The organism is Algisphaera agarilytica, assembly GCF_014207595.1.
In the GTDB taxonomy this organism is placed as follows: Bacteria; Planctomycetota; Phycisphaerae; order Phycisphaerales; family Phycisphaeraceae; genus Algisphaera; species Algisphaera agarilytica.
Window position 1 is genome coordinate 14,442 of sequence record NZ_JACHGY010000002.1, and the last position, 23,462, is coordinate 37,903.

General features: G+C 62.6%; 24 protein-coding genes and 2 tRNA genes. 11 read left to right on the forward strand and 15 right to left on the reverse strand.

Annotated features, from left to right (window positions below):
• Positions 1-23: 23 nt before the first annotated feature.
• The 4 genes from HNQ40_RS17805 to HNQ40_RS18760 are packed head-to-tail and all read right to left on the reverse strand — an operon-like array spanning position 24 to position 3,437.
• The gene (locus HNQ40_RS17805; RefSeq protein WP_184679305.1) at positions 24-1,067 is read right to left on the reverse strand and encodes a CsgG/HfaB family protein; all 1,044 of its coding nucleotides are present in this window, start codon (positions 1,065-1,067) and stop codon (positions 24-26) included.
• Complete coding sequence (locus tag HNQ40_RS17810; RefSeq protein WP_184679306.1) at positions 1,064-2,053, reverse strand: hypothetical protein; 990 nt, start codon at positions 2,051-2,053, stop codon at positions 1,064-1,066. The genes HNQ40_RS17805 and HNQ40_RS17810 overlap by 4 nt, the downstream gene beginning before the upstream one ends.
• The gene (locus HNQ40_RS17815; RefSeq protein ID WP_184679307.1) at positions 2,050-2,952 is read right to left on the reverse strand and encodes a hypothetical protein; all 903 of its coding nucleotides are present in this window, start codon (positions 2,950-2,952) and stop codon (positions 2,050-2,052) included. The genes HNQ40_RS17810 and HNQ40_RS17815 overlap by 4 nt, the downstream gene beginning before the upstream one ends.
• Positions 2,949-3,437: an RNA polymerase sigma factor gene (locus tag HNQ40_RS18760; protein WP_390675782.1), complete on the reverse strand. Its 489-nt coding sequence runs from the start codon at positions 3,435-3,437 to the stop codon at positions 2,949-2,951. The genes HNQ40_RS17815 and HNQ40_RS18760 overlap by 4 nt, the downstream gene beginning before the upstream one ends.
• Positions 3,438-4,039: 602 nt before the next feature.
• Between HNQ40_RS18760 and HNQ40_RS18155 the strand changes: the two genes are divergently transcribed.
• The 4 genes from HNQ40_RS18155 to HNQ40_RS17840 all read left to right on the forward strand — a co-directional run bounded on the left by HNQ40_RS18155 (position 4,040) and on the right by HNQ40_RS17840 (position 7,963).
• On the forward strand, positions 4,040-4,213 hold the full coding sequence (locus tag HNQ40_RS18155) for a hypothetical protein (protein ID WP_221435640.1): 174 nt from the start codon (positions 4,040-4,042) through the stop codon (positions 4,211-4,213).
• A 67-nt stretch (positions 4,214-4,280) separates the two neighbouring features.
• Positions 4,281-4,751, forward strand: a complete 471-nt coding sequence (hisI, locus tag HNQ40_RS17830; protein ID WP_184679309.1) for a phosphoribosyl-AMP cyclohydrolase — start codon at positions 4,281-4,283, stop codon at positions 4,749-4,751.
• 32 nt (positions 4,752-4,783) lie between these two features.
• Positions 4,784-5,815: a CobW family GTP-binding protein gene (locus HNQ40_RS17835; RefSeq protein WP_184679310.1), complete on the forward strand. Its 1,032-nt coding sequence runs from the start codon at positions 4,784-4,786 to the stop codon at positions 5,813-5,815.
• A gap of 108 nt (positions 5,816-5,923) precedes the next feature.
• Positions 5,924-7,963: a heavy metal translocating P-type ATPase gene (locus HNQ40_RS17840; protein ID WP_184679311.1), complete on the forward strand. Its 2,040-nt coding sequence runs from the start codon at positions 5,924-5,926 to the stop codon at positions 7,961-7,963.
• A 162-nt stretch (positions 7,964-8,125) separates the two neighbouring features.
• Here the strand turns inward: HNQ40_RS17840 and HNQ40_RS17845 are convergent.
• A tRNA-Ser gene (locus HNQ40_RS17845) sits at positions 8,126-8,212 on the reverse strand.
• A 128-nt stretch (positions 8,213-8,340) separates the two neighbouring features.
• Here HNQ40_RS17845 and truB point away from each other — a divergent pair.
• Positions 8,341-9,063, forward strand: coding sequence for a tRNA pseudouridine(55) synthase TruB (truB, locus tag HNQ40_RS17850; protein WP_221435641.1), 723 nt, complete (start codon positions 8,341-8,343; stop codon positions 9,061-9,063).
• Between the two features lie 25 nt (positions 9,064-9,088).
• Here the strand turns inward: truB and HNQ40_RS17855 are convergent, their stop codons facing one another.
• The 3 genes from HNQ40_RS17855 to queA are packed head-to-tail and all read right to left on the reverse strand — an operon-like array spanning position 9,089 to position 11,699.
• Positions 9,089-9,466, reverse strand: coding sequence for a DUF2237 family protein (locus HNQ40_RS17855; RefSeq protein ID WP_184679312.1), 378 nt, complete (start codon positions 9,464-9,466; stop codon positions 9,089-9,091).
• Between the two features lie 36 nt (positions 9,467-9,502).
• Positions 9,503-10,546 carry a twin-arginine translocase subunit TatC gene (tatC, locus tag HNQ40_RS17860; RefSeq protein ID WP_184679313.1) on the reverse strand — a complete coding sequence of 348 codons (1,044 nt, stop codon included), beginning with the start codon at positions 10,544-10,546 and terminating at the stop codon, positions 9,503-9,505.
• Between the two features lie 34 nt (positions 10,547-10,580).
• On the reverse strand, positions 10,581-11,699 hold the full coding sequence (gene queA / locus HNQ40_RS17865; protein ID WP_184679314.1) for a tRNA preQ1(34) S-adenosylmethionine ribosyltransferase-isomerase QueA: 1,119 nt from the start codon (positions 11,697-11,699) through the stop codon (positions 10,581-10,583).
• A gap of 166 nt (positions 11,700-11,865) precedes the next feature.
• Between queA and HNQ40_RS17870 the strand changes: the two genes are divergently transcribed.
• From HNQ40_RS17870 to HNQ40_RS17880, 3 genes are all read left to right on the forward strand, one after another.
• The gene (locus HNQ40_RS17870; RefSeq protein WP_184679315.1) at positions 11,866-12,216 is read left to right on the forward strand and encodes a hypothetical protein; all 351 of its coding nucleotides are present in this window, start codon (positions 11,866-11,868) and stop codon (positions 12,214-12,216) included.
• A gap of 71 nt (positions 12,217-12,287) precedes the next feature.
• Entirely contained in the window at positions 12,288-12,872 is a 585-nt protein-coding gene (locus HNQ40_RS17875) for a thermonuclease family protein (RefSeq protein ID WP_184679316.1), read from the forward strand.
• A gap of 570 nt (positions 12,873-13,442) precedes the next feature.
• Complete coding sequence (locus tag HNQ40_RS17880) at positions 13,443-14,357, forward strand: hypothetical protein (protein WP_184679317.1); 915 nt, start codon at positions 13,443-13,445, stop codon at positions 14,355-14,357.
• On the opposite strand, the gene HNQ40_RS17885 is transcribed toward HNQ40_RS17880, so the two are convergent.
• The 3 genes from HNQ40_RS17885 to HNQ40_RS17895 all read right to left on the reverse strand — a co-directional run bounded on the left by HNQ40_RS17885 (position 14,354) and on the right by HNQ40_RS17895 (position 17,072).
• Entirely contained in the window at positions 14,354-15,754 is a 1,401-nt protein-coding gene (locus tag HNQ40_RS17885; protein ID WP_184679318.1) for an AI-2E family transporter, read from the reverse strand. The genes HNQ40_RS17880 and HNQ40_RS17885 overlap by 4 nt on opposite strands.
• 126 nt (positions 15,755-15,880) lie before the next feature.
• Entirely contained in the window at positions 15,881-16,252 is a 372-nt protein-coding gene (locus HNQ40_RS17890; protein ID WP_184679319.1) for a Minf_1886 family protein, read from the reverse strand.
• Between the two features lie 124 nt (positions 16,253-16,376).
• Complete coding sequence (locus HNQ40_RS17895; RefSeq protein ID WP_184679320.1) at positions 16,377-17,072, reverse strand: hypothetical protein; 696 nt, start codon at positions 17,070-17,072, stop codon at positions 16,377-16,379.
• Positions 17,073-17,197: 125 nt separating this feature from the next.
• Between HNQ40_RS17895 and HNQ40_RS17900 the strand changes: the two genes are divergently transcribed.
• The 3 genes from HNQ40_RS17900 (at position 17,198) to HNQ40_RS17910 (ending at position 20,757) form a co-directional block, all read left to right on the forward strand.
• Complete coding sequence (locus HNQ40_RS17900) at positions 17,198-18,061, forward strand: queuosine precursor transporter (protein ID WP_221435642.1); 864 nt, start codon at positions 17,198-17,200, stop codon at positions 18,059-18,061.
• Between the two features lie 10 nt (positions 18,062-18,071).
• Positions 18,072-18,659 (forward strand): 5-formyltetrahydrofolate cyclo-ligase, encoded by a 588-nt coding sequence (locus HNQ40_RS17905; protein WP_184679321.1) that lies wholly within the window; start codon positions 18,072-18,074, stop codon positions 18,657-18,659.
• A 172-nt stretch (positions 18,660-18,831) separates the two neighbouring features.
• Positions 18,832-20,757 carry an L-dopachrome tautomerase-related protein gene (locus HNQ40_RS17910; RefSeq protein ID WP_184679322.1) on the forward strand — a complete coding sequence of 642 codons (1,926 nt, stop codon included), beginning with the start codon at positions 18,832-18,834 and terminating at the stop codon, positions 20,755-20,757.
• Between the two features lie 3 nt (positions 20,758-20,760).
• Here HNQ40_RS17910 and nadC read toward each other — a convergent pair whose 3' ends face one another.
• From nadC to HNQ40_RS17930, 4 genes are all read right to left on the reverse strand, one after another.
• Complete coding sequence (gene nadC, locus HNQ40_RS17915; RefSeq protein ID WP_184679323.1) at positions 20,761-21,657, reverse strand: carboxylating nicotinate-nucleotide diphosphorylase; 897 nt, start codon at positions 21,655-21,657, stop codon at positions 20,761-20,763.
• Between the two features lie 11 nt (positions 21,658-21,668).
• The gene (locus HNQ40_RS17920; RefSeq protein ID WP_184679324.1) at positions 21,669-22,343 is read right to left on the reverse strand and encodes an ASCH domain-containing protein; all 675 of its coding nucleotides are present in this window, start codon (positions 22,341-22,343) and stop codon (positions 21,669-21,671) included.
• A gap of 46 nt (positions 22,344-22,389) precedes the next feature.
• Positions 22,390-23,187: a sulfite exporter TauE/SafE family protein gene (locus HNQ40_RS17925; RefSeq protein WP_184679325.1), complete on the reverse strand. Its 798-nt coding sequence runs from the start codon at positions 23,185-23,187 to the stop codon at positions 22,390-22,392.
• Between the two features lie 79 nt (positions 23,188-23,266).
• Positions 23,267-23,339, reverse strand: a tRNA-Gly gene (locus HNQ40_RS17930).
• Between the last annotated feature and the right edge of the window lie 123 nt (positions 23,340-23,462).

Sequence of the window (23,462 nt, forward strand, 5' to 3'; positions counted from 1 at the left end):
TTGGGGTTTTGCATAAGCCATGATTATTCGGCTGGCTGGCTGTTTTCTTCCAGATAACGCAGCACTTCGATCCCTTGGGCGCGGCCGGCGGCTTGCAGAGCGTTCTTGCCCGATAAGGCGGGCGACAGATCAACACCGCGAGCGGTTTGTGCTTCCGCCAACACGATCGTGCCGGTTTGGCGGGAGATCATGTTGATCTCCGACCGCGCCCCCGCGACATGGAGTTGGCCCAGCTGGCCGCCGCGTTCGCTGAAGGCTTCGCCGGTGATGACATAATCCACACCGTCCAGGGACCGCGGCCAACCGCGGGCGTCGTTCCAGCCTTCGGCCTGTGCCCACTCCGCAAGCTCGTTGAGCGGGATGTCTTTCACGGTGACCCCGGCGGCGGCGAGTAGTGACTTGATCTCGGTTTCGACTGCGGGGTCGGGCACCTGCGGAACCCGGGGGGCGCCGGTTTCTTCCTCGGCGACGAATACGGCAATCGTCGGGAGTTCGCGTTCCTTGAGCGCGGTGAGGAGGTCCGGCACGGGGTCGGTGGGGCGGTCCTGGGCCACGAGTGAGCCGCCGTGCTCCTTAAGTGTCTGCACGATTTCTTCGCTGAGCTTGAGGAGCATCTGGTCGCTGGGGGTGTCCAGGTTGCCGCGTTCGACGACGCCTTTGAGCAGAGTGGTTTCGGTGCCGATGATCTTGGCGGTCATCATGCGGCTGTCGCCCAGCTCAAACGTTCGGCCCGCGACAATCAATTTGGCACCCACGAGTTTGCCAACCTTGACCGCCTCATTGGTGTCGGCCAGGCCGGTCAGCGACAACGCTTGTTCTTGGAGGACCTCATCGAGGACCTGCCGATCCACGACCCGGAACGCTGGATCGCTGGAGAGCAGCATGGCGATGATTTCGCTGGCGTCGGCTCCGCTGAACTCGCTGTGTGCCGGGGATTCGAACGGCAGGACCGTGACCGTGAGGGGAGCGGGTTGCCCCTCGGGCTCCGCGCTGTCCTGAGCCACGAGCAGGGATGGGACCAGTCCGAGGCAGACCGATACGAAAAGGAGGAGGGCGCGAAGAGTCATGGAGTAGCTCCCGGTGTGGAGGTGGGTTGTGTCTCGGATGGGGGTGGGAACGCCAGATAAACCAGCGAGTTGTAGAGTAGTTCGGCGGCCAGGGGATCGCTTCGCCAGTCGGTGACGGGCAGTTGCCAGTTGATCCGCATGCCGGGTGTTGTCCGGTCGATCCACACCAGGGCGTCGAGGAGGGGCGTCGGTTCGGACTTGGCTTCGGCGGCCGGATCGGCAGCGGACTCGGGGTTGGGCCAACCGGCGACGATGTGGCCGTCCCCTTCGAAGCGCCGCGCTACCACGACGGCGCTTCGGTTGACCCACCGCGGCTCCAGCCACGACGGATCAACACGGGCCAATAACGGGTGGTCTTGGTCCCACTTGATCGGCGTCACGGTCCGAAGGACCGATCGCGGCGTGTACCGCGGATCGTTTTGCTCCCAGACGACGACCCTTGCGCCTCTTGCCAAGGCACGGCCCACGGTTCTCTCCAGCGATTTATCCAGCATGTTGCCATCAATAATGATCCAACTGAACAGCGCCGAGGGGTTGATGTCCTCTGCGGAGAAGGTGGTCACTTCAAGCCCCATGTCCCGAAGAAGCGTCTCCAAGCCGGGGCTCGGATCATCCGTTACGACAGCCACAGGACCCGTGATGACCTCCGAGAGAGAAGGGTGATCGAGGGTTGGCGGATGGAGCCAGAGGGCGGCTTCCTGCGTCGCCAGTTCTTCGCCGTCGGACAGAATCTGTTGATGGAGTATCAGCGGAGTGACGACCCGCACCTCGGGCAGGTCAAGCTTGAGCGTCGCCCCCGCTTGCGGGACGGTGAGTCGACCTTGCTGGAGCACGATCGAGTGGTGGGTCAGTTGCCACGAGATTTCGAGTAGCCCCGGTGTCTCCTCGATGGCGGGGTGGATTTGGATTGTGGTGGTTTGGCCTCCACGCACATGGCCGCCGTGGGGCAACACCAGAACCAGTAGCACGGCGGCGAGTGTGTTCATCCGACCTCCCGGCTGGAAGCTGGCTCACCCAGCCCGAGACGCAGCACGTAATCACCGCGAGGGGTGTGGATGCGACCAACGTCCTGGATCGTCATGTTGTCGATCCGCACCGTCGTGCTCAGGTATAGGTCTGCATCCAGGAAGAGCCCAACGGTGAGCGTCGACGGCTGGCTTGGCTCCACGCTTTTCGAGAGATGCAACTTGTAACGGAGTGGTTGGCGATCGGGACGCGGGACGGTGACGGTGACATCTTGGCCGGGGAAAAGCGCGATGTCGGTCGTGAGATATTCCTGGTCGGGGGTGATGAGCGACAGCCGGGTGACGGTTGGTTGGAGTCCATGGATGGCGGTGTCGCTGAGGCCGATCTGGGTGTCGTTGTCGGTGGTCGCGATCCATCCCGCGCGGTGGTCGTAGAACCCGGCCAGGTCAGCGAGGATCGCGCTCTGCTCACTCGGAGAATCGGGCAGCCAGCGCGTCGGATCGTCGTTGGCCAGGGTGGTCGCAGGGCTTGAGGCGGTTTCCCCCGAGCCATCGAACCCGCGAAGACCCACGACAAAAGCAAGGGTGAGTGCTGCCGCCACGGCCCCGCCGACCAAGGCGTACGTCCAGCTCCCCCGGGGGTACGGTCGCGTTGGGCGGTTGCCTAGCGATGGTGTGGGTGTGGATGCTTGGATGGAACCCAATGCAAGCTCCACGAAACCGTCTTCGTCTGCGCGCGACAACTCAGAATGCTCGGCGGTATCCGACAGCCGTTGGCGGATCCTGTGGAGCTGTTCGAAGTCCTGAGCCAACTCGGGGTCTTTCTCCAGTGTGGACGCGATTTGGGCCAAGCGCTCAAGGTCCCGGGGCGAGAGGTCACGGTCGAGCAGTTCTTCGATCATCGAGGGGGTATCGGTCATGGCTTGGCGACTCCTTCCCGCTGGGATTCTCGTATCCATTGCCTTAATTGGTCCAGACCGCGGTGGAGTCGTTTCGAGACCAAGGCGGCGCTGCAGCCGAGGCTTTGTTTCACTTCGTTGCCGGTCATGCCTTGAATGGTTCTCATGACGACCACCTGCCGTACGGGTTCATCAAGTCGATCAAGGAGTTGGTAAAGCTCGTCCTGTGTTTCAGATTCCACCAGCCGATCTTCGCCGTTCAGTTGGCTGGTGGGATGTTCGCCCCTTGCGGAATACGCCTGCTGTTGCCTTTCTCGGTGGCGGAGCTGATCCAGCGCGGCATTGGTCACGACGCGATTGATCCACCCGGGCAACTTTTCGGGATCGCGGATCTGGCCTTGCTTCTCAATCGCTTTCAGGTACGCATGCTGGCAGACGTCTTCAGCGATCGCGGTATCCGACAAGATCCGCGTCGCCCTGCGCAGGTGCTTGCGACCATCTCTCATGATCACGCCGACTACACAGTTTTTCCAAAGCTCGTCGATGATGACCTTCCCGGCTGCGCACGAATTCACGGGCCACTATGAGTATGACGCGTATGCGTATACGGAATTTACCATCGCGCAGTGAGTTTTTCGCCGCCATTGCATAGCGAGTTGCGGTCTCGGCACACAGAATAGCGAGGTATAAGTCCTTGATTGCAAAACAACAAGAGTCGTTTTGTTTCGAGGCCGTCAGGTCACTTCGATTGGGTGAACGAATTGTGAAGCGGAGGTATGAAGATTTTTTCATATCCGGTTCAGTGCAGGACAGAGCCGTAATGGGATGGCTGCGACAAGTATTTGGAGCGATGGAACAGGAGTAAGAGTGGGCTTGTTGCTCGTTATTGATATTCAGATATCATTTGTAGGCAAGGGATGTTTCGGCGGCGGCAGCCGCTGCGGCACGCACGGATGCGGAGACTAAAACCCCTGGGATAGGAGCCCGATCATGCCGATTTATGTATACGAGGTCGTTCTGGAAGACGGTGAGACCAGCCAGGTCTTCGAAGTCATGCAGAACATGTCCGCTGACCCAGCATCCGACGACCGGCCAGCCGGTGCGCCGCGTGATTCAGCCGCCCAACCTTGGCGGCCAGTGGTCGGAAGCCGCGGGCCGGGAACGGCTTTCGGACAAGAATATCGAGGCCAACGGCATGACCAAGTACGTCAAAGCCGGTGATGGCGTTTACGAGAAACACGCGGGCTCTGGGCCGGACGTGATCAGCGCGGATGATCTTTGATCCCGCTCTATGCACGCAAGGCCATATCCCGTCAACCACAACCCAGAAGGATTATGAAAGTAAGTCAATGAGTGTTGTGTCTTTTGCGCCGAGACAGAGTGTTGAACAGGTCGAAGAGGGCAATGAACTCGCCCCTAAATTCGATGCGCAGGGCTTGATCCCCGTGGTGACCACGGACTTCAATTCCGGCGAAGTGCTCATGCACGCCTACATGAACGAAGAGGCGTTCACCGAAACCATCAAGCTCGGCGAGGCGGTCTACTGGAGCCGAAGCCGTAAGTGTCTTTGGCATAAGGGCGCGACGAGCGGCCTGGTTCAGATCATCCGCGAGATCCGGATCGATGACGACCAAGACTGCGTCTGGATTCGAGTCGATGTTCAGGGCGGCGCGAGCTGTCACGTGGGCTACCGTTCCTGCTTCTACCGGGCCGTTCCCTTCGGCGATGAGATCGGACAGCCGCTTGGATTCACCGAGACCGAAAAAGTCTTCGAGCCCGAAAAGGTCTATGGGGACGCCCCGAATCCCACGCAGCTCTGATTTAATAGATTGCTGCGTCTAACATGAAACCGATGGCCTACACGCCCTGCCACATCATCGCCGGCCCCCTCGGGGTTGGGAAGACCACCGCGATCCTCGACTATCTCCGCCAACACGCGGCGAGTCAGCGGGTCGGCGTCTTGGTGAACGACTTCGGCCCGGTCGGTCTGGACAGCACCACGTTGCAAGCCGAGGCCCCCGGGACCAAGGTGCTCAACGTCCCCGGCGGGTGCATCTGCTGCACGATGCTTTCGGAGCTGCCCAACTGCATCAACCGGCTTCTCTCCGAGCAAGACCTGGACCGACTCATCATCGAGCCCAGCGGCATGGCCTCGCCTGCACAGGTCATCGATCTGCTCCGAGGCGCTCAGTTGCAGTTGAAGATCAACCTGCAGCCTGCGGTGGTGATGCTGAACACGGTTGATTTCGACGAGGAAACCTTCGAGCGGATGGGCTATTACCAGATGTTCTGCGAGGCCGCCGACATCCTGGTCTTCAATCGATGCGACCAGGCCACCGAGCCCAAAATTGAACGGGCTCGGCAATGGGCCGGCAAGCTCGACCCGCCCAAACTGCGAGTGGTCACCACTTCACACGGCCAGCTCCCCGCAGAGCTTTTTGAGGACAGCGGTGGGGCCTCACATGGAGACCAGTCTGCGGACCATCACCATCATCACCACGAGCACGAGCACGGCCACCATCATGGCCACGACCATGATCACGCTCATGACCACGATCCAGGCGTTCGCCCTGGCGGGTTCATCCTTGATTCGTCGCGACGCTTCGATCAGGAAGTCCTTTTGATTAACCTGATGCGGATCTGTTACCAAGGCATCGAGGGAAATGAAATCTTGCGGCTCAAGGGGGTTTTTCAAACCAACAGCGGCTGGCAATCCATCGAGATTGCGAACCAAGAGGTGTCGTTTCGGCCGTCGGCCCACCGTCGGGATAACCGGATGGAGTGGCTGACGAAGCCAGGGGAGGTGGCGCAGGAACAGATTCTGGAAGAGATCGATCGCCCGATAAATCGACAGGAGATAGCCGCACTGCTGGAGAACGGGTAAAATCCTTCCCCGCCTTGGTGTCGATTCGAGGTCGGGCTCAGAATGACTTTGCAGAGACGATCGAGTGACTACATTTCGCATTAGATTGAACCATGGAGGCCGGGCGTCATGACAGAAAGCCAGCCTTCTGGCCAACCCGCCAGCGATAGCACATCCCAGGAAGCACTTAGCGAAGCGCTGAACGACGAACGATCCAAGATCGATCCGCAGCTGATCGTGGTGATGATCGGCACGGTGCTGTTGATCTGTGCGTTGGCCGCCTACCCGCTTTTCGATACCGCGGAGCACCCCGCGATCCTGGCGATGCTCGCGGCGCTGTGCCTCGGCACCCCGGTCACCTGGAACACCATCCGTGGCATGATGGGTTACGAGAGCCAGGATCAGCACACCGAAGCCTTGGTCATGCTCGCGTTCCTCGGATCGTTTGCCTCGGCGCGATACCTGGAAGCCGCCGCCATCGCGCTGTTCATGTACTTCGCCTCGTTGATCGTGCACCGGACCGCCACCGGCGCACGCCGCACGATCGAATCGCTGATGCGTGTCTCGCCGAAGCGGGCGAATCGGTTGAAAGAAGACGGCAGCGAAGAAGACACCCTGGCCACCGAGCTCAACCCCGGCGACCGTGTCATGGTGCGTCCGGGCGATCAGGTGCCCTGTGACGGACGGGTGCTGTCGGGCTCGAGTTCGTTGGACGAGAAATACATCACCGGTGAATCTCATCCGGTTGATAAATCCACTTCGGACCAGGTTTTTGCCGGCAGCATCAACCTGACCGGCGTGCTGGAGATCGAGGTCGAGAAGCCGCTGGCCGAGAGTACGCTGGGCCGGGTCCAGGCGTTGATCCTTGATGCTGCGAACCACAAGACCCCGGTGGCCCAGATGCTCGACCGATTCTCGGGCTACTACATGCCGGTGATCCTGTGTCTCGCAGCCATCGTGCTGTTCTTTACCCAGGACATGTCGCAGGTCATCAGCCTCCTGCTGATCGCCTGCCCGATGGAGATCATCATCTCCGGGCCATTGGCCGCGGTGGCGTCGCTGAGCGCAGCGGCCCGTCTCGGGGTGCTGATCAAGAATGTCACCGATATCGAGGTGGCCCGGAACCTCACCGCGATTGTCTTCGACAAGACCGGTACGCTGACCACGGGCAACCTCGCGGTCACCCGGCTCTTCCCGGCGCCGGGAACCGATCCCGCCGATTTGTTGAGCCTGGCCGCATCGCTTGAGCAACTCTCCCGCCACCCCGTGGCCCGGGCGGTGGTTGCGATCTCCGAAAAAGCACAGGTCGAACTGACCGACGTCGAAGACTTCGAAGAAGTGGCGGGGCGTGGGGTGCGCGGTATCTACCAGGGCCGCAAAGTCATGGCCGGACGCGAATCATGGATCCGTGAAAGCGGCGTCGAGGTGCCCGAGGGGCTGCTTGACGAGATCGGCAGCATGAGTGTTCTGATGCTGGCCGAGGAAGGCCGATGCCTGGGGTGGATCGGCCTGTCCGACCAAACGCGGGTCGGCGCGGATATTGCCCTCGAGGAACTGAACGAGTTGGGCATCCACCAGCGGATCATGGTGACCGGCGACCGCACCGGCCCCGCCCAGCAGACCGCCCAGGCGTTGAACCTCACGGGCATGGTCGCCGAGGCCCTGCCCGGCGATAAGCTCGACATCGTCCGTCAGCTCAAAGAGCGTGGCCACACAGTTGCGGTCATCGGCGACGGCGTGAACGACGGCCCCGCGCTGGCCGCGGCCGATATCTCCGTCGCGATGGGTGCCGCCGGCTCGGACGTGGCCATCAACGCCGCCTCGATCGCACTGATGAACAGCCAGCTCAACCGGCTGCCGTTCCTGGTCCGCCTGTCCCGAGCCACCAGCCGCGTCATCCGGCAGAACATCGTTTTCGTGATGCTCTACATCCTCACCATGCTGATCCTGCTCGGCTTCGGCTACGTCACGCCACTCATCGCGGCGATCTCGCACGGCGTCAGCTCCATCGTGGTGATCTTCAACTCCGCGCGCCTCATCCGCCAAGGTGAAGACCTGCCCCTGCTTGAAGACCTTGAGCGGACTCGTTCCGCCCAGGCCGCCACGCCCACCCGTCGGGTCCAAACGATGCCCGTGGTGGGTGCCGGGATGGCTCCCAGCGCCGGGTAGTGTGGCATGCAGGGAATTGGATTGGTCGCTACAACGCCAACGCCCTGAAGCCGCATGTGTTTGTAAAGAAAAAACGAACCCAATAAAAAACTCCCGCTTACTGCGGGAGTTTTTTGTTCTGGGCCCGAGGAGCTCGGTTGGATCGAACTCAACCGGAAAAAACGGAGAGGGAGGGATTCGAACCCTCGTTACGGTTGCCCGTAAACACGAATTCCAGTCGTGCGCCTTCAGCCGCTCAGCCACCTCTCCAATGGGGGCCTGCCGGCGTCGGACGCGGGCAGTGCGGGGGAGATATCCTATGCGTTTATGGCCCGCTGTAAAGCCAGCCCCCTCGTTTGGGGATGAATGTGTAACTTCAACGCCTTTGGGAGCATGGATTGACTACGCCTCCGACCGAGCCCTGGACCGGGATGATCGTGGTGGACAAGCCGTTGGGCCTGAGCTCGATGGACGTGATCTACCGCGTTCGCCGGGCCGCGTCACGCGGGGCGGGGGTGAAAAAGACCAAATGCGGCCACGCGGGCACCCTCGATCCGCTGGCCACCGGGGTGATACTGTGCTGCGTCGGGAAGGCGACCAAATCGGTTGACCGCCTGATGGGGATGACCAAGGAGTATGAGGCGGAGGTCGATCTCTCGGCATTCACCACCACCGACGACCGCGAAGGCCCCCGCACCGAAGTGGACGTCGAAACGCCCCCGACCCGTGACGCGGTGGTGGCGGCTTGTCAGGCGATGGTCGGCGAGTCCGTGGAGCAGATCCCCCCGGCCTACTCGGCGATCCACATCGAAGGCAGGCGGGCCTACGAGATGGCCCGCAACGGCGAAGACGTCAAGATGCGGCCGCGCTGGGTCCGCATCGACGCGATCGATCTGCTGGCTTACGACTGGCCCACCGCAACGATCCGCGTGACCTGCGGGAAGGGCACCTACATCCGCAGCATCGGGCGTGACCTCGGGGTCGCGCTGGGCACGGGCGGGCACCTCGCGGCTCTGCGTCGGACGGCCGTGGGCCCGTACCGGGTGGAGGACGCGTTTGCGATTGAGCACTTCGAGAAACCTCTGGACCGCCATGATTTGGCGGAGGTGCCCCCAGCGTAGTCGTGGCAAGCGGGGCTAGGAGCGTTTAGGAAATCGCTGCGGCTTCCAGTGACGCGAGCGGCACGATGTCGACCGCCTTGGCGTGCGTGGCCTCGAGTACCACCGGCGGGGCGATCCCCGCTTCATCGGCTTCACGCCAGCGAGCGGCGCACAGGCACCAGCGGTCGCCGGGCTTAAGTCCGGGGAAGCGGTACTCGGGCCTAGGCGTGCTCAGGTCATTGCCTTGGGCGCGGGTGAACTCCAGGAACTCCGCGGTCATGACTGCGCAGACCGTGTGCGAGCCCGTGTCGTTCGGGCCGGTCTTGCAGCAGCCGTCGCGGAAGAAACCGGTCATCGGGTCGGTCGAGCAGGGCTGTAGCTCGGTACCGAGGACGTTCTTGGTTTGGGGGTTGGGTGCGATCATGGGTGATCCTAGGTCTGCCGTTCTCCCAACGCTTGATCAAAGCTCATCGGGGGCCGACGAACCGCCGCGGTCCGCGATCTTCATCATGATCAGGCCGACTTCGAACAGCACGTACAACGGCACCGCGAGCACAAACATGCTGAGCATGTCGGTCGGTGTCAGGATCGCGCCCGCCGCAAACGCGACAAACAACGCGTACTTGCGCAGCGACGCGATCGCCTTCGGATCAAACAGGTGCGTCCAGCCCAGGACAAGCATCACCACGGGCAATTGGAACGCCAAAGTCACGCCGAACATCAGCATCGCGGCGAACTTCACGTACTCACCGAGCTGCGGGAGCGGGTTGATGAGGCGGTCGCTGCGTAGTCCGATGATGCGAACCTCGCCGTTGACCAGGGCTTTGAGCTTGCCCTCCTGAGCATTGATCCACATGGCCCCCTCGGCGGGCTCGACCGGATCCTCACCGAGGACGGGGAACAGGGGAAGCTCGACCGGTTCGTCGGTGGAAAGCTGGTCACCGGCATCTACCGGCGGGGTCTTGTCGCCGCCGTAGGCGTCCAGGATGATCCCCCAGAGCGGATTGGGCGAGGACAGCTCGACCTTGGGGAAGTAGGTCGCGAACTGCAGGAAGAACAGCAGGCTGATCGGCAGCAGGATGTAGTAGGTGAACGACACCGCCAGCACCGTCATCAGCGTGCTGAAAGGCGTCAGGATGTACACCGCTTTCTTCTCGTGGGAATACAAACCCACGGAAACGAACTTCCAGCCCTGATAAATCACCCAAGGTGAGGCGAGCAGCGCTGCGGCGATGATCCCTACAGGGAGAATGACGCTGGTGAACCCGGCGGTGGCGTCGGTGACGAGGGTTTGGGCCGGGAAGCCCATGGTGTCTTGGGCCTGGAGCAGGGGCTGGGCCAGCCAGCCGATCAGGTCGAAGACGAAATAGAACGTGACCCCGGCTGCGACCACGATGCCGATGCCGGCAAAGATCAGCCGCATCCGCAGTTCTTCGAGGTGGTCGCCCAGCGGCATCGAGATGTCTGACTCGTTGACCAAGTCGCCTGACTGATCCAATGGCATGGCGGTTAGTGTAGCGGCGTCGAGCGGGCGGCGCTCAGAGGATGAGCATCGCGTCGCCGAAGGAATAGAAGCGGTATTCCTCTCGGATCGCTTCGCGATACCACCCCAGCAGACGATCGACCCCGACACCCGGCAGGGCGGCGACCAGAGCCAACAGCGTCGATTGGGGCAGATGGAAGTTGGTGAGCAAGCGGTCGGTGTAGCGGTAGGTAAATGAGCCGTCGGCTACACGATCGGGGGTGATGAACAATTCGGTCTCGCCGGTGTGCTGGTTCACGCCCTCGAATGAATCGGGCAGGCTTTCGAGGGTCCGCACGCTGGTCGTACCCACCGCAAGGATGTCCCGGCCCCGTTCACGCACGGCCCGCAACGCGTCGAGCGTCTCACCCGCAACGTCGATCCATTCGCGGTGGATCGGGTGGTCTTCGAGCGACTCGGTGTGAACGGGCAAGAAGGTACCCAGCCCCACGTGCAGCGTGACCGCGGCACGGTGCACGCCCATCGCATCGAGTGAGGCGAGCAGCTCCGGCGTGAAGTGGAGTCCCGCCGTGGGGGCGGCGACGGAGCCGGCCTGCTGCGTATCGGAAAACACCGTGTTGTAGCGCTCGAAGTCGTTCCCCGTGAATTCGGGTTGCTCACGGGCTTTTCGGGCTTTGCGGATGTAGGGTGGCAGCGGCGTCGAGCCCACCCGCTCGAGAAGCGTCGGCGGGTCAGTGGTTTGGTCCGAGCTCACCTGGACCCGCCAAGCGCCTCGCCCGAGCGACTCGGTCAGGGTGAGCTGGGCCACGGTCTCATCACCCTTCCGCGGAACGGGGTGCAGGTCGATGGCTTCGCCGGGCTGGAGCTTGCCCTTGGACTCGAGCATGACTTCCCAAGTGGTTTCGTCGTGCGCGCAGACGAACAGGCCCGAGACCTTGCCGCCGGTCGCGTCGCGGGTGCCGGTGAGGTAGGCCCGCAGGACACGGGTCTGGTTCACGACCATGAGGTCGCCCGGCTGGAACACACCCAGCTTGGGCAGGTCACGGACCCGGCGGTGTTCGACTTTGCCCGAATCGCGGTGGATGGCCATCAGCCGGGCGCTGTCGCGGGGCTCGGCGGCGGTCGTGGCGATCCGTTCGGGGGGGAGGTCGAAATCGAGTTCCGAAGTACGCATGGCCGAGCATCCTAGGGCATCATCCGTGTGGCGTCGATGCAACATTCCATCCAGACCGAAAGCGGGTGGAGCTTCGGGTGGGTTGCTCAAGTGACGGTAAGGGCATGGTTTAGGTTGATGTCGCTCGGCTGGTCTCTCGCGGTCCGGGGCTCGCAGCATGCTTGGCGTGCGTATCGATCCCCGCTCCAGCCTGTCGGTTCAACTGATCCACGAGGCCAACTTCGGCCCCGAGCGGTTCGAACCGTTCGGCCCGCCGCTGAGCCGAGAGGTCGAGGGGCCTTGGTCGATCCACACCGCGGCCGGGGATCAGGTGGAGCTTTCGGATTCGGTGGCCCGCAAGCCGCAGCCTTGCCCTGCGGATGTGTACACCTGCGACGCCCGCCTCGGCCCCGTCCTCGGTTATCGCTTAGGGCAGGAACAAGCGGAAGTTCATGTTCATACCGAAGTCCGTGAAGTGGCCGTGCCGACGACCCTGCCGACGCATGTCGTGGGCTCGCTGCTCGACGTCCTGGCGTAGCCGCGGCGGCCTCTGAACGAGGCTGGTACATTTTCGATGTGAGAACCGGGGCAGCCCAGAAACGATCTCGTGTGAAACGCTTACCGCCTTTGGCGTACTTGCGGCGTCGCCGTTGGCGTAGCCGAGGCGCCGTGGTGCTGGCGGTGCTGTTGCTGGTCGCGCTGTTCCTCGCCGATCGCTGGGGCGTCCTGGTATATGGCGGGGCGGAAGCGACCCGGTACGACGGGCGGAGTTTTGACGTGGTCGCGGTCATCGACGGCGATACGCTTGATCTGGACGTACCCGATGGGTCGAGCGCTACGACCCGGGTGCGGCTCTGGGGGATCAACACCCCCGAGCGTGGACGGCAGGGGCGTCCCGCTGAGACCGGGGCTGAGGCCGCGACCGAACGGACGCAGGAACTTGCCCTCGGGCAGCGGGTCACCCTCCGGCTTGAACCCCACCGGCTCAGGGGCCAGTACGGGCGTCTGCTGGCCTACGTGGTCCTGGCCGACGGAACGATCCTCAACGAACGCTTGCTGTCCGAAGGGCTGGCCCGGGCGGACGATCGCTGGCCACACCGGGAGGTGGATCGTTACGCCCAGCTCCAGCGGCAGGCCCAGCGGGAAGGCCGCGGCTTGTGGTTCGAGCCACCGCCCGGGATTCGTGGACCCTAGGCGGTATAGCGGGATGGCCTGCAGTGAAAAGTAGGCCCGATGGACTTGAAAACCACTCGCACGGCGCAAAAATAGATTGGAGTCGTTTAGGATTTCATTTCACCGCGTCTGATTCAGCAGACGCCAAGAGAGGCAGTGGGCCGTTTTGGTAGCACCCGGAAGATACAGAGGCGGCGGAGCCCCACGCGACGCTCGGCGGAAAGCCATCGCCGAGACCAGCGCGTTTCTGACCTGGGCGTTATCGGAAGACCGGAATCTGCCACGGATACCCCGTCGACGGGTGGACCAAGGGGGATTCACCAAACTGCTGCAGCGTCCGATGGCGCGGGCGCTGGTGGGGCACTGGTGGGGGCAGACGCTATCGAAATGGGGCCAGAAGGATTGACCCAGGCTCGATCCACGCCGTTAACCGCCATATCGCTAAGATGTGCCCACCTCACCGGGTTCTACTGGTGAAAGATCGCGAACGGGTCGATAAAACGTTCGTATAACCAAGCGATTGGCCTGCTCTTGGGCCCGCTGGCTGAGATCAGTTCGTTAACCCTTTCTTTCCTCTCGTAGAAGTTGAGCATGAATACCGTCAAATCCACCATCAGTTCGGGGTACCGATGGCGCCTGATCCTCATCACCTTCATCATGCTCGGCTTCGGGGCCTACTGCATCTACGACTGGCAGATCGGTTACCCCAAGATCAAAGAGATCGGGCTGGCCTACGTGGACATCAAGGAAGCCAACCCCGACGACTACCCGCAGGTCTGGAAGGAATACGCTTCGGAACGCGGATGGAAGACGACGCCTCCCAAGAAGATCAAAAAAGCGAGCGAGTACGACAAAGACATCTTCACGCAGTTGTTGATGGCCATGATCACCGTGCCCCTTGGTTTGTTCTTCCTGTTCAAGCTGGTCCGCGAGAACGGCCGGTGGGTCGCGATGGACGAAAACGGTATCACCGCCAGCGGCGGGCACACCATGCCTTGGGATTCAATCAAGTCGCTGAACGAAGAGAAGTGGAAGACCAAAGGCATCGCCTTGTTGCACTACACCGACGCCAACGGCTCGGAGCGGAAGGTTTTGCTCGACGACTTCAAGCAGGAACGCGAGCCGACTACCGCGATCGTGAGCCGGGTGCAGCAACTGCTTAACCCTGATGCAGAATCACAGGATGGGTCGGCCGATCTGCCGCCAACCGAAATCGAAGCGGGGAATGTTTACGCATATGCCAATGAAAACGGTACCTATGCTGTCAGCAAAATCCTGGCGGTAGATGAATTTGCTGTTCACGTGCGGCTGTACGAACAGCAATTTGACACACTTCCTGAGCGGGTGTCGACCCGAGACCTCAAGTCTCAGATCGGACATGCTCCGATGGACAAAACAGGCTTTTCTGAAACGCACACTCTGATTGCTCAGGAAGCGGTCGAGGATCATGAGTTGGAAGGCTACCGCGTTTATCTAGAGATGACATCCGAATCTGAAAATGCCTAGGCCTCGGCCGCGACTTTTCTGAGTCGGGGTAGCAGCATCTCACGGGATAGTATCTTTACGCATGCCGCCAGCGGGATCGCCAGGAGCATGCCCAGCAGCCCGGCCAGTGTCCCGCCGACCAGGACCACCAGCATGACGGTCAACGGGTCCAGGTTCGTGGCCTGTCCCTGAACCAGCGGCTCGACCACCCAGCCGTCGAGGCTCTGTGCCGCGAAGTAGACGACGCTCGGCCAGAGGATCAGCGCGACCGTGAAGTCTCCGCCGTTGGCCAGCGTCGTGATGACCGCCAGGATCAACGCCAGGATCCAGCCCACCGCGGGAAGGAACGGCACGAGGTTCATCAGCCCCGTCACCACCCCAAGCAAGAACCAGTAGGGCACGTCGGCGATCCACCAGCCGACGATCAGGATCACCATCATGACCAGGCTCTGGATCAGCCTGCCGCGCACAAACGACGAGACCGCCAGGTCCATCTTCTTGAGCATGTCGATGGTTTCGGCCTGATGCGAGCGTGGGATGAACGGCTCGAACCATTTCAAGATCGCATCAAACTTCCACGAGAAGAAAAAGAAGCAGAACACGATCACCACGGCGGACAACGCGATATAGCTGGTGAAGCTCACCGCGGACCCCACCAGCCCGACGCCGATGTCCAGCGACTGCATCGCCCAGCCCGCGATGACCGAGCCGTCCAATCCCTTGAGCCGTTCGACACTGAGCTCGAGCAGTCGGCGATTGCGGTCGGGGTTGATGAACTTGTCGACGATCGACGCGTCTTCCTCGGCCGCCTCTGGACTCACGGCGTCGGCCTCTGCATCGATCTCCGCGGCTTGAGTCGTGCCGTCAATCTCTGCTTCGGTGTCATTCGCCGCGACCTCCGGCTTGACCTGTACCACCACGACGTCGGGTCGCTGTTCTGACTCGCCCGCTTCTTTTTGGTCGATCCGGGCAAGCAGTTTGTCGACGTATCTCGGATAAGCTTCCTGGATCGTCTTGAGCAGCTCGCCGCCTTGTTGGTACATCGTCGGCACCGCGGTGACCATGATGACCATGACCATGACCAGGGCCAACAACATCAGCGAGATGGTCCCCGCCAGTCGGCCGATGCGCATCTTGAGCTCGACAAAACGCAGGGCCGGGTTGACGATGTACGCCAACGCCAAGCCGATCAGCACCGGTACGAGCACCGAGCGCACCGCATAGAGCATCCCCAGGACGCCGGGCACGACGTAGGACAGCACCAGGAAGATGACCAGCGCGGCGAGCAGCGTCTGGAACCAGCGTCGCTGCCAGACGTATCGGCGGAACTCGGGTTTGCCTGGGGTGGCACGCGCCGGTTCGGGGCGTGCCTCAGGGGGCTGGGGTGAGGGCTCAACGGCATCGGCCGAGTCGGACATGCAAGGGCTCCCGAAGATGGGTGGACGGGTGCAGGATACCTGCCCGTAGCATCATCGGGTAATTGCGTTCTCACAGATGCGAATTGTGGGGCCACCGATCCGCACTGCGGGGATCTGTGGGTTCGATCAGCCCAGGGCCAGGGCCGAGCTGCCGAAGGCGTCACGGAACGAGTAGACGTTTTCAAAGTCCGCCAGCGAGTCGTCCTCGGTCTTGTGCATCATGCCGGATTCGACCATGGCGAAGACGATGTGGCCGAAGTCTTCACATTTCGTGATCCGCCAGCGACGCAGCACCGTGCCCGCGAGCAGGCCGTATTGCTGGATGGCGTAGTCACGCAGCCCCTCGCACAGCACCCGGCCGCTGATGTGACGGCTGGGCTGATCCGGGTCCTCGGGGTCGTAGTCTTCGGTGAGCTCGCCGTGCTCCCGGCGGACCGTGAAGTCCAAGCCGCGCTGAACGAAAACAAAGGCGTCCAGCGGGTATCGGGTCGAATTCACGGCTTCTGAGAGTGCCACGCTCATCATCAGGTGCAAGTATACCCTTCGATTGTGGCCCGGGCGAGGGGGTGTTGACCGGATTCCGCAGGATTGCCTATCCCCACATCTCACCAAAAGCAGCGGCTCAGTAACCGCCGTCCCGCATCTGCTCGACCGATTCCGGGAAGGGGTAGCGGGCGTAGACGGCGGTGGGGTGGCTGTCCCACATCTTCACCGAGGGGTAGACATCCCCCGCAAATCCGGCTTCGCTCATGACCCGCAGCACCGTCTCGAAGCTCGGCTCGGTCCCGGGCTCGGCCCCGGCCAACCGGTTCGCGTGGGCCCCGAGGAACGAAACCGATGCCGTGGGCAGACGCTGGGTCTTGCGGCGCAGCATCTCGCTGACGATCTCAAAGCCGTGGCCCAGATCGGTGATGGTCATCTCGTCCTGGGCCGAGGGGCGCAGCAGAGCAAGGACCTCGACCACGTCCATGTCGAATTTCAGGACCGCGGTCTGCTGGTTGCCCGCAAACTGGCGGGCGTACTCGGTGATCGTCTTAGGGGTCCACATCGACGTCGGGAGCAGAGTCGCCAGCTGGGCCACGATGCCGTGGCTGTTGTCTTCGGTGTTCACCGCGCAGACGAGCGACCGGTAACGCCCCGCCAGCACATCGTCGAGCAGGTGCTGGCCCCACATAATCCGCAGACGCCGGGTCACATCCGGTTGGCTCGACGGCTTGCCGTCCGGGATGATCGTGATTTTCTCGCTGAGATGGGTTTCGACGATCAGGTCGTCGCCGTGTCCGTCGTAGATCTGCGCAGGTTGGGTGGTGGTCGACATCGAGAGAATTCCTTGTTGCCCGAGTGGGCGGGGGTGAAGAAAGGCAACAGGATTGTAACATCACTCGAGGGGACCTAGCATGAATTACACGTGTCGCTTTCTTTCCCTCTCGTGAGTAACTGGTCTTGTCCACCGCATCTCCCGGCATCGATCCCGCGATCCTCCATCAACGCCGTGAACGGGTGTTCCTCGTTCTCGCGGGGCTGTTCCTCGGGACGTTGACGATGCTCAACCTGCTGGGGATATCGCGGTTCCTGGTCTTGGCGTCCTATGGCGGGGAATCGGGATTGCAGTGGGGCATCCCGGGCGAGTTGACCTTCGCCGTCGCCGTGGGTGTGTTGCCTTACCCGATCACTTTTCTCTGCACCGACCTCATCAGCGAGTTTTACGGCCGAAAACGAGCCAATTTTCTGGTTCTCGTCGGTTTGCTGCTCAACCTCTGGGTGGTGTTGATCCTCTGGATCGGCGGCGAACTCCCGGGCTTTCTGCCCAACGACGCCGGCGGCGGCTTCCCCGTACAGCCCGAGTACAACGCCGACAAAGGCCTCTACGAAGAAACAGGCTGGACCTTCTACCAGATACGTTTCTTAGCGATCAGTTCGGTCTTTGCTTCGATGATTGCGTACCTGGCCGCTCAGCTCATCGATGTGCAGGTGTTCCACTTCTGGAAACGGCTAACCAAAGGCAAGCACCTCTGGCTGCGTAACAACGGCTCGACCATTATCAGCCAATTCGTGGACACGTTTGCGGTGATTACCATTACCCACTTCTACGCCCACGCATTGCCGGTCGACGACGCCAAGGCTATCTGGCCGCAGCTCTGGCTTTTCATTATCACGGGCTTCGTGTTCAAACTTGTCGCGGCGCTGATCGACACCCCGGTGATCTACCTAGCTGTAGCATTCTTCAAGAAGTATCTGCATCTCGACCCCACGGCTGAACACAACGCGGACGTCGAAGAGATTCAGATGTTTAGCTCCCCTCAGTGAAGCCGATGTGATGTCGACCAAAGCTCAACTCCGGCAAAAGTTCCGGGCCGTGCGGGATGCGATACCGGCCGGCGAGCGGCAGCGCGGTTCCCAAGCCATCCATCAAACGATTCTGAACCTGCCGGAACTCGGCACTGCCCAAAGCGTTTTCGTGTACGCCTCGGCGGGCAGCGAGGTGGCGACGCACGAGTTGATCGAGGCGTTGCTTGTCCGCGGTAAAACGGTGGCGGTCCCGCACATCACCGATCCCAAGGCGGGCCGGATGCAGGCGGTCGTCATCCACGCGCTCCAGGACCTCGTACCCGACCCGCACCTGCCTTCTCTGCTCACCCCCCAAACCGGCGAACCGCTCGGCCTCGCCCCCGACCTCACGCTGCTCCCCGGGCTCGCGTTTTCGCCCGAGACCGGCGTCCGGCTGGGCATGGGCGGGGGGTACTACGACCGCTTTTTCGATGGGCCGGGTCATGAGGGTGGCCTGCGTGTCGGCTTGGCCTTCGACGAACAACTGCGCGATGACTTGCCCGTAGAAACTCACGACTACCCCGTCCACGCCATCGCGACCCCGCGTCGGCTTTACCGTATTTCCGCTGAGGATTAACCCGCCCTCCGCGTTGGCTTGCCCGCATAACCCGCACAGTGTGACGTATCACGCCGATGCGGGCGATTTTTATGGGATTTTCGGCTTAGGCGGGATCGTCAAACCTTCATCGACCGTCCGGAAACGTCGATAGCAACCGTGTTTCTCTACTTGCTATCACGCGGAGTTGGTTATGAACAAGATGTCGATCCTCGTCTTATCCCTGGCCGGTCTCGGCGTGACGGGTTGCAGCACGACTGCGCCACACTCAGACGAAGTGTCTGCCGCCGGCGATCAGCCCGCAGGAATCACCTTCCCCGCAGGCACCGACCTGAACCAACTGGTCGTGGAGCTCGCGCAGTTCGACGACCACAGCCCCTCGGGCATCGCCGTGTCGTCGACCGGCCGCGTGTTTGTCACCTTCCCCTGGCTGGATCGTCAGCCTTCTCCCGCGTTGGGCGAGCTGCAACCGACCGGTGAAGCCGTGGCCTATCCCAGCGCGATCTGGAACCAATGGGATGCCAAGCCCGGCCCCTCCGCACTGCGCGCGATCGTGTCGGCCCAAGCGCTCACCACCACCATCGAAAACGGAAACGAGTTCCTCTGGGTGCTCGACTCGGGCAACCCACGCCAACGCGGCGTGATTGTCGCCGGCCCCAAGCTCTTCAAGATCGATCTGTCGGACGACAGCGTCGCACAGATCTTCTACTTCGACCATCAGCGTGACTTCTCTGCCGACAGCGTGCTCAGCGATGTGCGTGTCGATGCCGAGCAGGGCGTGGCCTACCTCTCCGACTCGCAGCGGGGCGGCATCTATGTGGTCGACCTCAAGCAGCGCCAGACCCGCGCGGTTTTGGTCGGCCACGAGTCGACCCGTCCGGAATCCGGCGTGACGCTTCACACCGGCCCGGAGGGTGAGCGTTCCAACGTCCGCCTTGGCGTTGCGGGTTTAGAGCTGTCTGCCGATGGCGACTATCTGTACTACCACGCCGTGGTCGGCCGGACGCTCTACCGCGTCCCGACCGCCGTGCTCCTGGATGATCAGGCCGGCGAGGTGGCGGTCTCCGAAGCCGTCGAAAACCTCGGCACCACCGGCTCGGCCATGGACGGGTTGAAATTCAACCACGCCACCGGCGACCTCTACATGACGGCCCTCGAGCACAACGCGGTCTACGTCCGCCGCGCCTCGGGCAAGATGGAATCGCTCGTCGCCGACGGACGCCTGCGCTGGCCCGACTCGCTCGCTTTGGCCAACGACGGCTACCTATACCTGACCGCGTCGGCCAAGCACCTGAAACGTCCCTATGCGAACCGCTCTTCCAAGGATGCTTCGGGCTACGTCCTGAAAGTCTCCCTGGAATACCTGGAACTCGCCGCAGTGGCCGCCCGTGAAGCCGAGGAAGCCCAGCAGGCCTACGAAGCTTCTAAGGCCCTGGCCGAAGAAGCCAACCAACGCGTCGAAGCCGCGCGTCAGACCGCCGAGGCCGAGGCGAAGGTCGCCGAGTCGGCTCTGCGTGAAGTGAGTGCGGCGGCCGAGCAGGTGACCAAGCGTCAGTTCGAAGTCGCTCAGGCCGAGCAAGCCGCCGCGGACCAGTTGAAGGTTGAAGAAGCCGCCGCTATGCAGGCCCAGCAGGATGCGCAGGCCGCCGCCGACGAGGCCGTGACTTCCGAAGCCGTTGCGCATGAGGCGGAGGAAGCCGCCCGGCTCGCACGGATCAAGGCCGAAGAAGCGCACCGGGCGTTGTTGAAAGCCCAGGAAGCGTCGCAGACCGCCGAGCAATCGTTGGCCGAAGCCGAGGCCGCCGAGCAGGCGTTGGAAGCCGCGGTGGCTCAGGCCGAGACCGCTCAGGCGATGGCGCTGGAAGCCCGCGAGTCGGCCGACCGTCTGCAGGACGCGGCCGAGGCGTATCAAGCCCGGGCTCAGGTTGCCGCCGATGCATGGACCACCGAGCAAGGCTACGCCCAGGAGTTCGCCGCCGCCGCCGAGCGTGCCGAGCGCCTGGCCGATATCGCCGCGCGTTCGCTGGAGCAGGCGCAGCTCGCCGAGGTGCGCCGCAGCGAAGAGTCGGATAACGCTGGCGAGCGTCTGGAGCTCGCCGACGTGCCCACAGCCGAGTAATCGTTACGAAGCGACAGGTTCGATATCGAGCCCGAGGTCGAGGTTGATCGACGAGTGGGTCAGTGCGCCCACCGAGATGCGGTCCACGCCCGACTCAGCGATCGCGACAACGGAATCGAGCGTCACCCCGCCGCTCGCCTCGAGCTGAACGCCCGGTGCGGTTTGGTTTCGCATGTCGACTGCTTGCCGCAGTACGTCCGGCGGCATGTTGTCGAGCAGCACTAGGTCCACGCCCGCGGGCAGGACCTGGGCGAGTTGTTCGAGCGTGTCGACTTCCACCATCACGAACTTGAGCCCCTCGATCTCCGAGCGGGCCCGATCCGCCATCGCCCGCAACGCGTCGGTCCATTCGGCTATGGGCACATGCGCCAGGTGGTTGTCCTTGACCAGCACCGCGTCGTATAAGCCCATGCGGTGCGTCCCGCCGCCGCCACACGCCACCGCGTACTTCTGCAGGCCCCGCAGCCCGGGCAGGGTCTTGCGGGTGTCGTAGACCTTGGCCGAGGTGTGTGCGATCCGGTCGGCAAACGCCGCGGTGTGCGTCGCCACGCCCGAGAGGTGCCCGAGGAAGTTGAGCGCAACGCGTTCGAGCATGAGTACCGAACGCAGTGACCCACTGAACACCGCCACCGCGTCGCCCGGCTCGACGCGTGCCCCGTCCAGCGCGACCGACTGCAGGGTGACGTTCGGGTCGTAACGCTCGATGATCGCCGGCAACAACGCCAACCCCGCCACCGTGCCCGGCTGACGCGCGACGACCTTAGCTTCCGCGGTGGTGTTCTCGTCGATGAACAGCGCGGAAGTGGCGTCGAGGTTGGTGGGGCCGAGGTCTTCAAACTGCGCCACCGCCAGCAACTGGTCGAGCGCCTGATCTGAAATGTAAGCGTCGAGTGGCGGCATAGGCGAAAGGGTTACGGGGTCGAACGGATGAACCTCACACGATACCGCCGCCCGCCGAGCGCGACAAAACGCACGACATCACCCGCCTCGAGCGCAAATGCGTCGTAGTACCAGCCCCACCCGCGCCAACGCAGCATGGGCCCGCCATCCACGAAATCGGTCTGGACCGACTCGTGGTCGGGCATCTCCAGCGTGAGCGGTTGACTCCGCATAGCGGGCGACGACTCCGGCAGCGAGAGGTAACGGTTGCGCAGCGCCCCGGGCTTCAGCGAGACGTCCATCAGCGGGCTCGCCTCATCCGGTAGCACGTACCACGCCCGCATGTTCTGCACGGCTAACTTCGGGCCCACGTCCATCGGCTCGACGTTCCGCAAGCGGATCATCGTGGCGAAAGGACGGTCCCGCCGATCACGCCAATACGCCAGCGGGCCGCAGACCGCGGGGTTCCATTGATCACACAGCGCATCGATCTGCTCGGGCGTCTGGTCGGCGTAGTCGTGGACCGCCCCCGCGATCGCCGTCGCCATGAACGGCCCGCCCGACGCTTTGAGAAACAACCGCTCGCCGGTCGAGACCGACTTAAACGGGGCGCACCGCAGCTTCGACAGCCGGCTCTCCACCGTCTTCTGTCCCGACAGGATCATCCGCAGGTATTCGCGTTTCAGGATGGCGACATGGATCGACACGGTGTCCCTCGGTTCCCAGAAAACTCAACTTAATACGAAGCGTGGTTTACGCCAGCCCCTTCCACACCATCCGAAGCCCGGCCGCCGCGGCCCCAGCGTACATGATAAACGTGAACGGCCGTTCGGCGATCACCCGGTGCATCCACAAGCCCAACAGCGATCCCACCGGCACCAGCGGCAGCATGATCGCCGAGGCCAGCAGCGTCTTGCCGTTGATCAGCCCGAACCCGACGTACGTGGGCAGCTTCGCCAGGTTGAGCAGGAAAAAGAACAGCACCAGCGTGCCGACCAGCACCCGTTTCTCGAGTTTATGTTCGAGCAGGTAGATCGTCATCACCGGCCCCGCGGAGTGGGCCAGCGTCGACACCACCCCCGCAACCCCGCCCGCGGTCACGCCCGACGCCGCGTTGTCCGGCACCGCGGGCACCTTCCCGCCGAGCATCCGGTAAACCTGAATCCCCACAAACACCACACACACGCCGCCAACCGTGAGGTTGAGTGCCGTGGCCATCACCTGGCTGGACCGAAACACCCAGAACAAGATCGTGCCGACGCCGATACCCACCGCGCCGCCGACAAACGCCCACCGCAGGTGACGCCACGACCGGAATTTCCGGTGCTGGATCAGCGCGACGATGTCCCCCAGGATCAGGATCGGCAGCAACACCCCGACTGCGACCTCGGGGTTGAGCGCCAGCGCCAACAACGGCACCGCCAGGATCCCGATCCCGCCCCCAAATCCCGACTTGGCGATCCCAATAATCAGCACCGCCCCGCACATCGCCGCCAAAGCGATCGCCGTCGGCGTGTCGGGGGGGATCAGTCGTAGAACAGCATCAAACACAGACTGCCGAGTGTAGACCCAATACCGACCGCACGAAAGGTTATCCGCAGGTCATCCGGAAGGGGGATGTGGAAGAAAAAGAGGGTGACCGGGGTCGAACCGGCAACATTCAGCTTGGAAGGCTGACGCTCTGCCAATTGAGCTACACCCTCGAGAAGCCGCCGGAACTGCATCCTGCGACGTCGAGCGAGAAATGCTACCACAACCGCTTGGCGAAGACCACAGCCGACGTCAATCAACCCGCCAAGCCCTTGGGGCGGGGGTGTTTAGATTCT

Coding starts and splice junctions, on each gene's coding strand:
- hisI (WP_184679309.1), top strand. CDS start 4,281: ATGAGTGTTGTGTCTTTTGCGCCGAGACAGAGTGTTGAACAGGTCGAA.
- HNQ40_RS17840 (WP_184679311.1), top strand. CDS start 5,924: ATGACAGAAAGCCAGCCTTCTGGCCAACCCGCCAGCGATAGCACATCC.
- HNQ40_RS17815 (WP_184679307.1), bottom strand. CDS start 2,952: ATGACCGATACCCCCTCGATGATCGAAGAACTGCTCGACCGTGACCTC.
- HNQ40_RS17805 (WP_184679305.1), bottom strand. CDS start 1,067: ATGACTCTTCGCGCCCTCCTCCTTTTCGTATCGGTCTGCCTCGGACTG.
- HNQ40_RS17810 (WP_184679306.1), bottom strand. CDS start 2,053: ATGAACACACTCGCCGCCGTGCTACTGGTTCTGGTGTTGCCCCACGGC.
- HNQ40_RS17895 (WP_184679320.1), bottom strand. CDS start 17,072: ATGTCGACCACCACCCAACCTGCGCAGATCTACGACGGACACGGCGAC.
- HNQ40_RS17855 (WP_184679312.1), bottom strand. CDS start 9,466: ATGATCGCACCCAACCCCCAAACCAAGAACGTCCTCGGTACCGAGCTA.
- queA (WP_184679314.1), bottom strand. CDS start 11,699: ATGCGTACTTCGGAACTCGATTTCGACCTCCCCCCCGAACGGATCGCC.
- HNQ40_RS17905 (WP_184679321.1), top strand. CDS start 18,072: ATGTCGACCAAAGCTCAACTCCGGCAAAAGTTCCGGGCCGTGCGGGAT.
- HNQ40_RS17880 (WP_184679317.1), top strand. CDS start 13,443: ATGAATACCGTCAAATCCACCATCAGTTCGGGGTACCGATGGCGCCTG.
- HNQ40_RS17910 (WP_184679322.1), top strand. CDS start 18,832: ATGAACAAGATGTCGATCCTCGTCTTATCCCTGGCCGGTCTCGGCGTG.
- HNQ40_RS17885 (WP_184679318.1), bottom strand. CDS start 15,754: ATGTCCGACTCGGCCGATGCCGTTGAGCCCTCACCCCAGCCCCCTGAG.
- tatC (WP_184679313.1), bottom strand. CDS start 10,546: ATGCCATTGGATCAGTCAGGCGACTTGGTCAACGAGTCAGACATCTCG.
- HNQ40_RS18760 (WP_390675782.1), bottom strand. CDS start 3,437: ATGAGAGATGGTCGCAAGCACCTGCGCAGGGCGACGCGGATCTTGTCG.
- HNQ40_RS17835 (WP_184679310.1), top strand. CDS start 4,784: ATGGCCTACACGCCCTGCCACATCATCGCCGGCCCCCTCGGGGTTGGG.
- nadC (WP_184679323.1), bottom strand. CDS start 21,657: ATGCCGCCACTCGACGCTTACATTTCAGATCAGGCGCTCGACCAGTTG.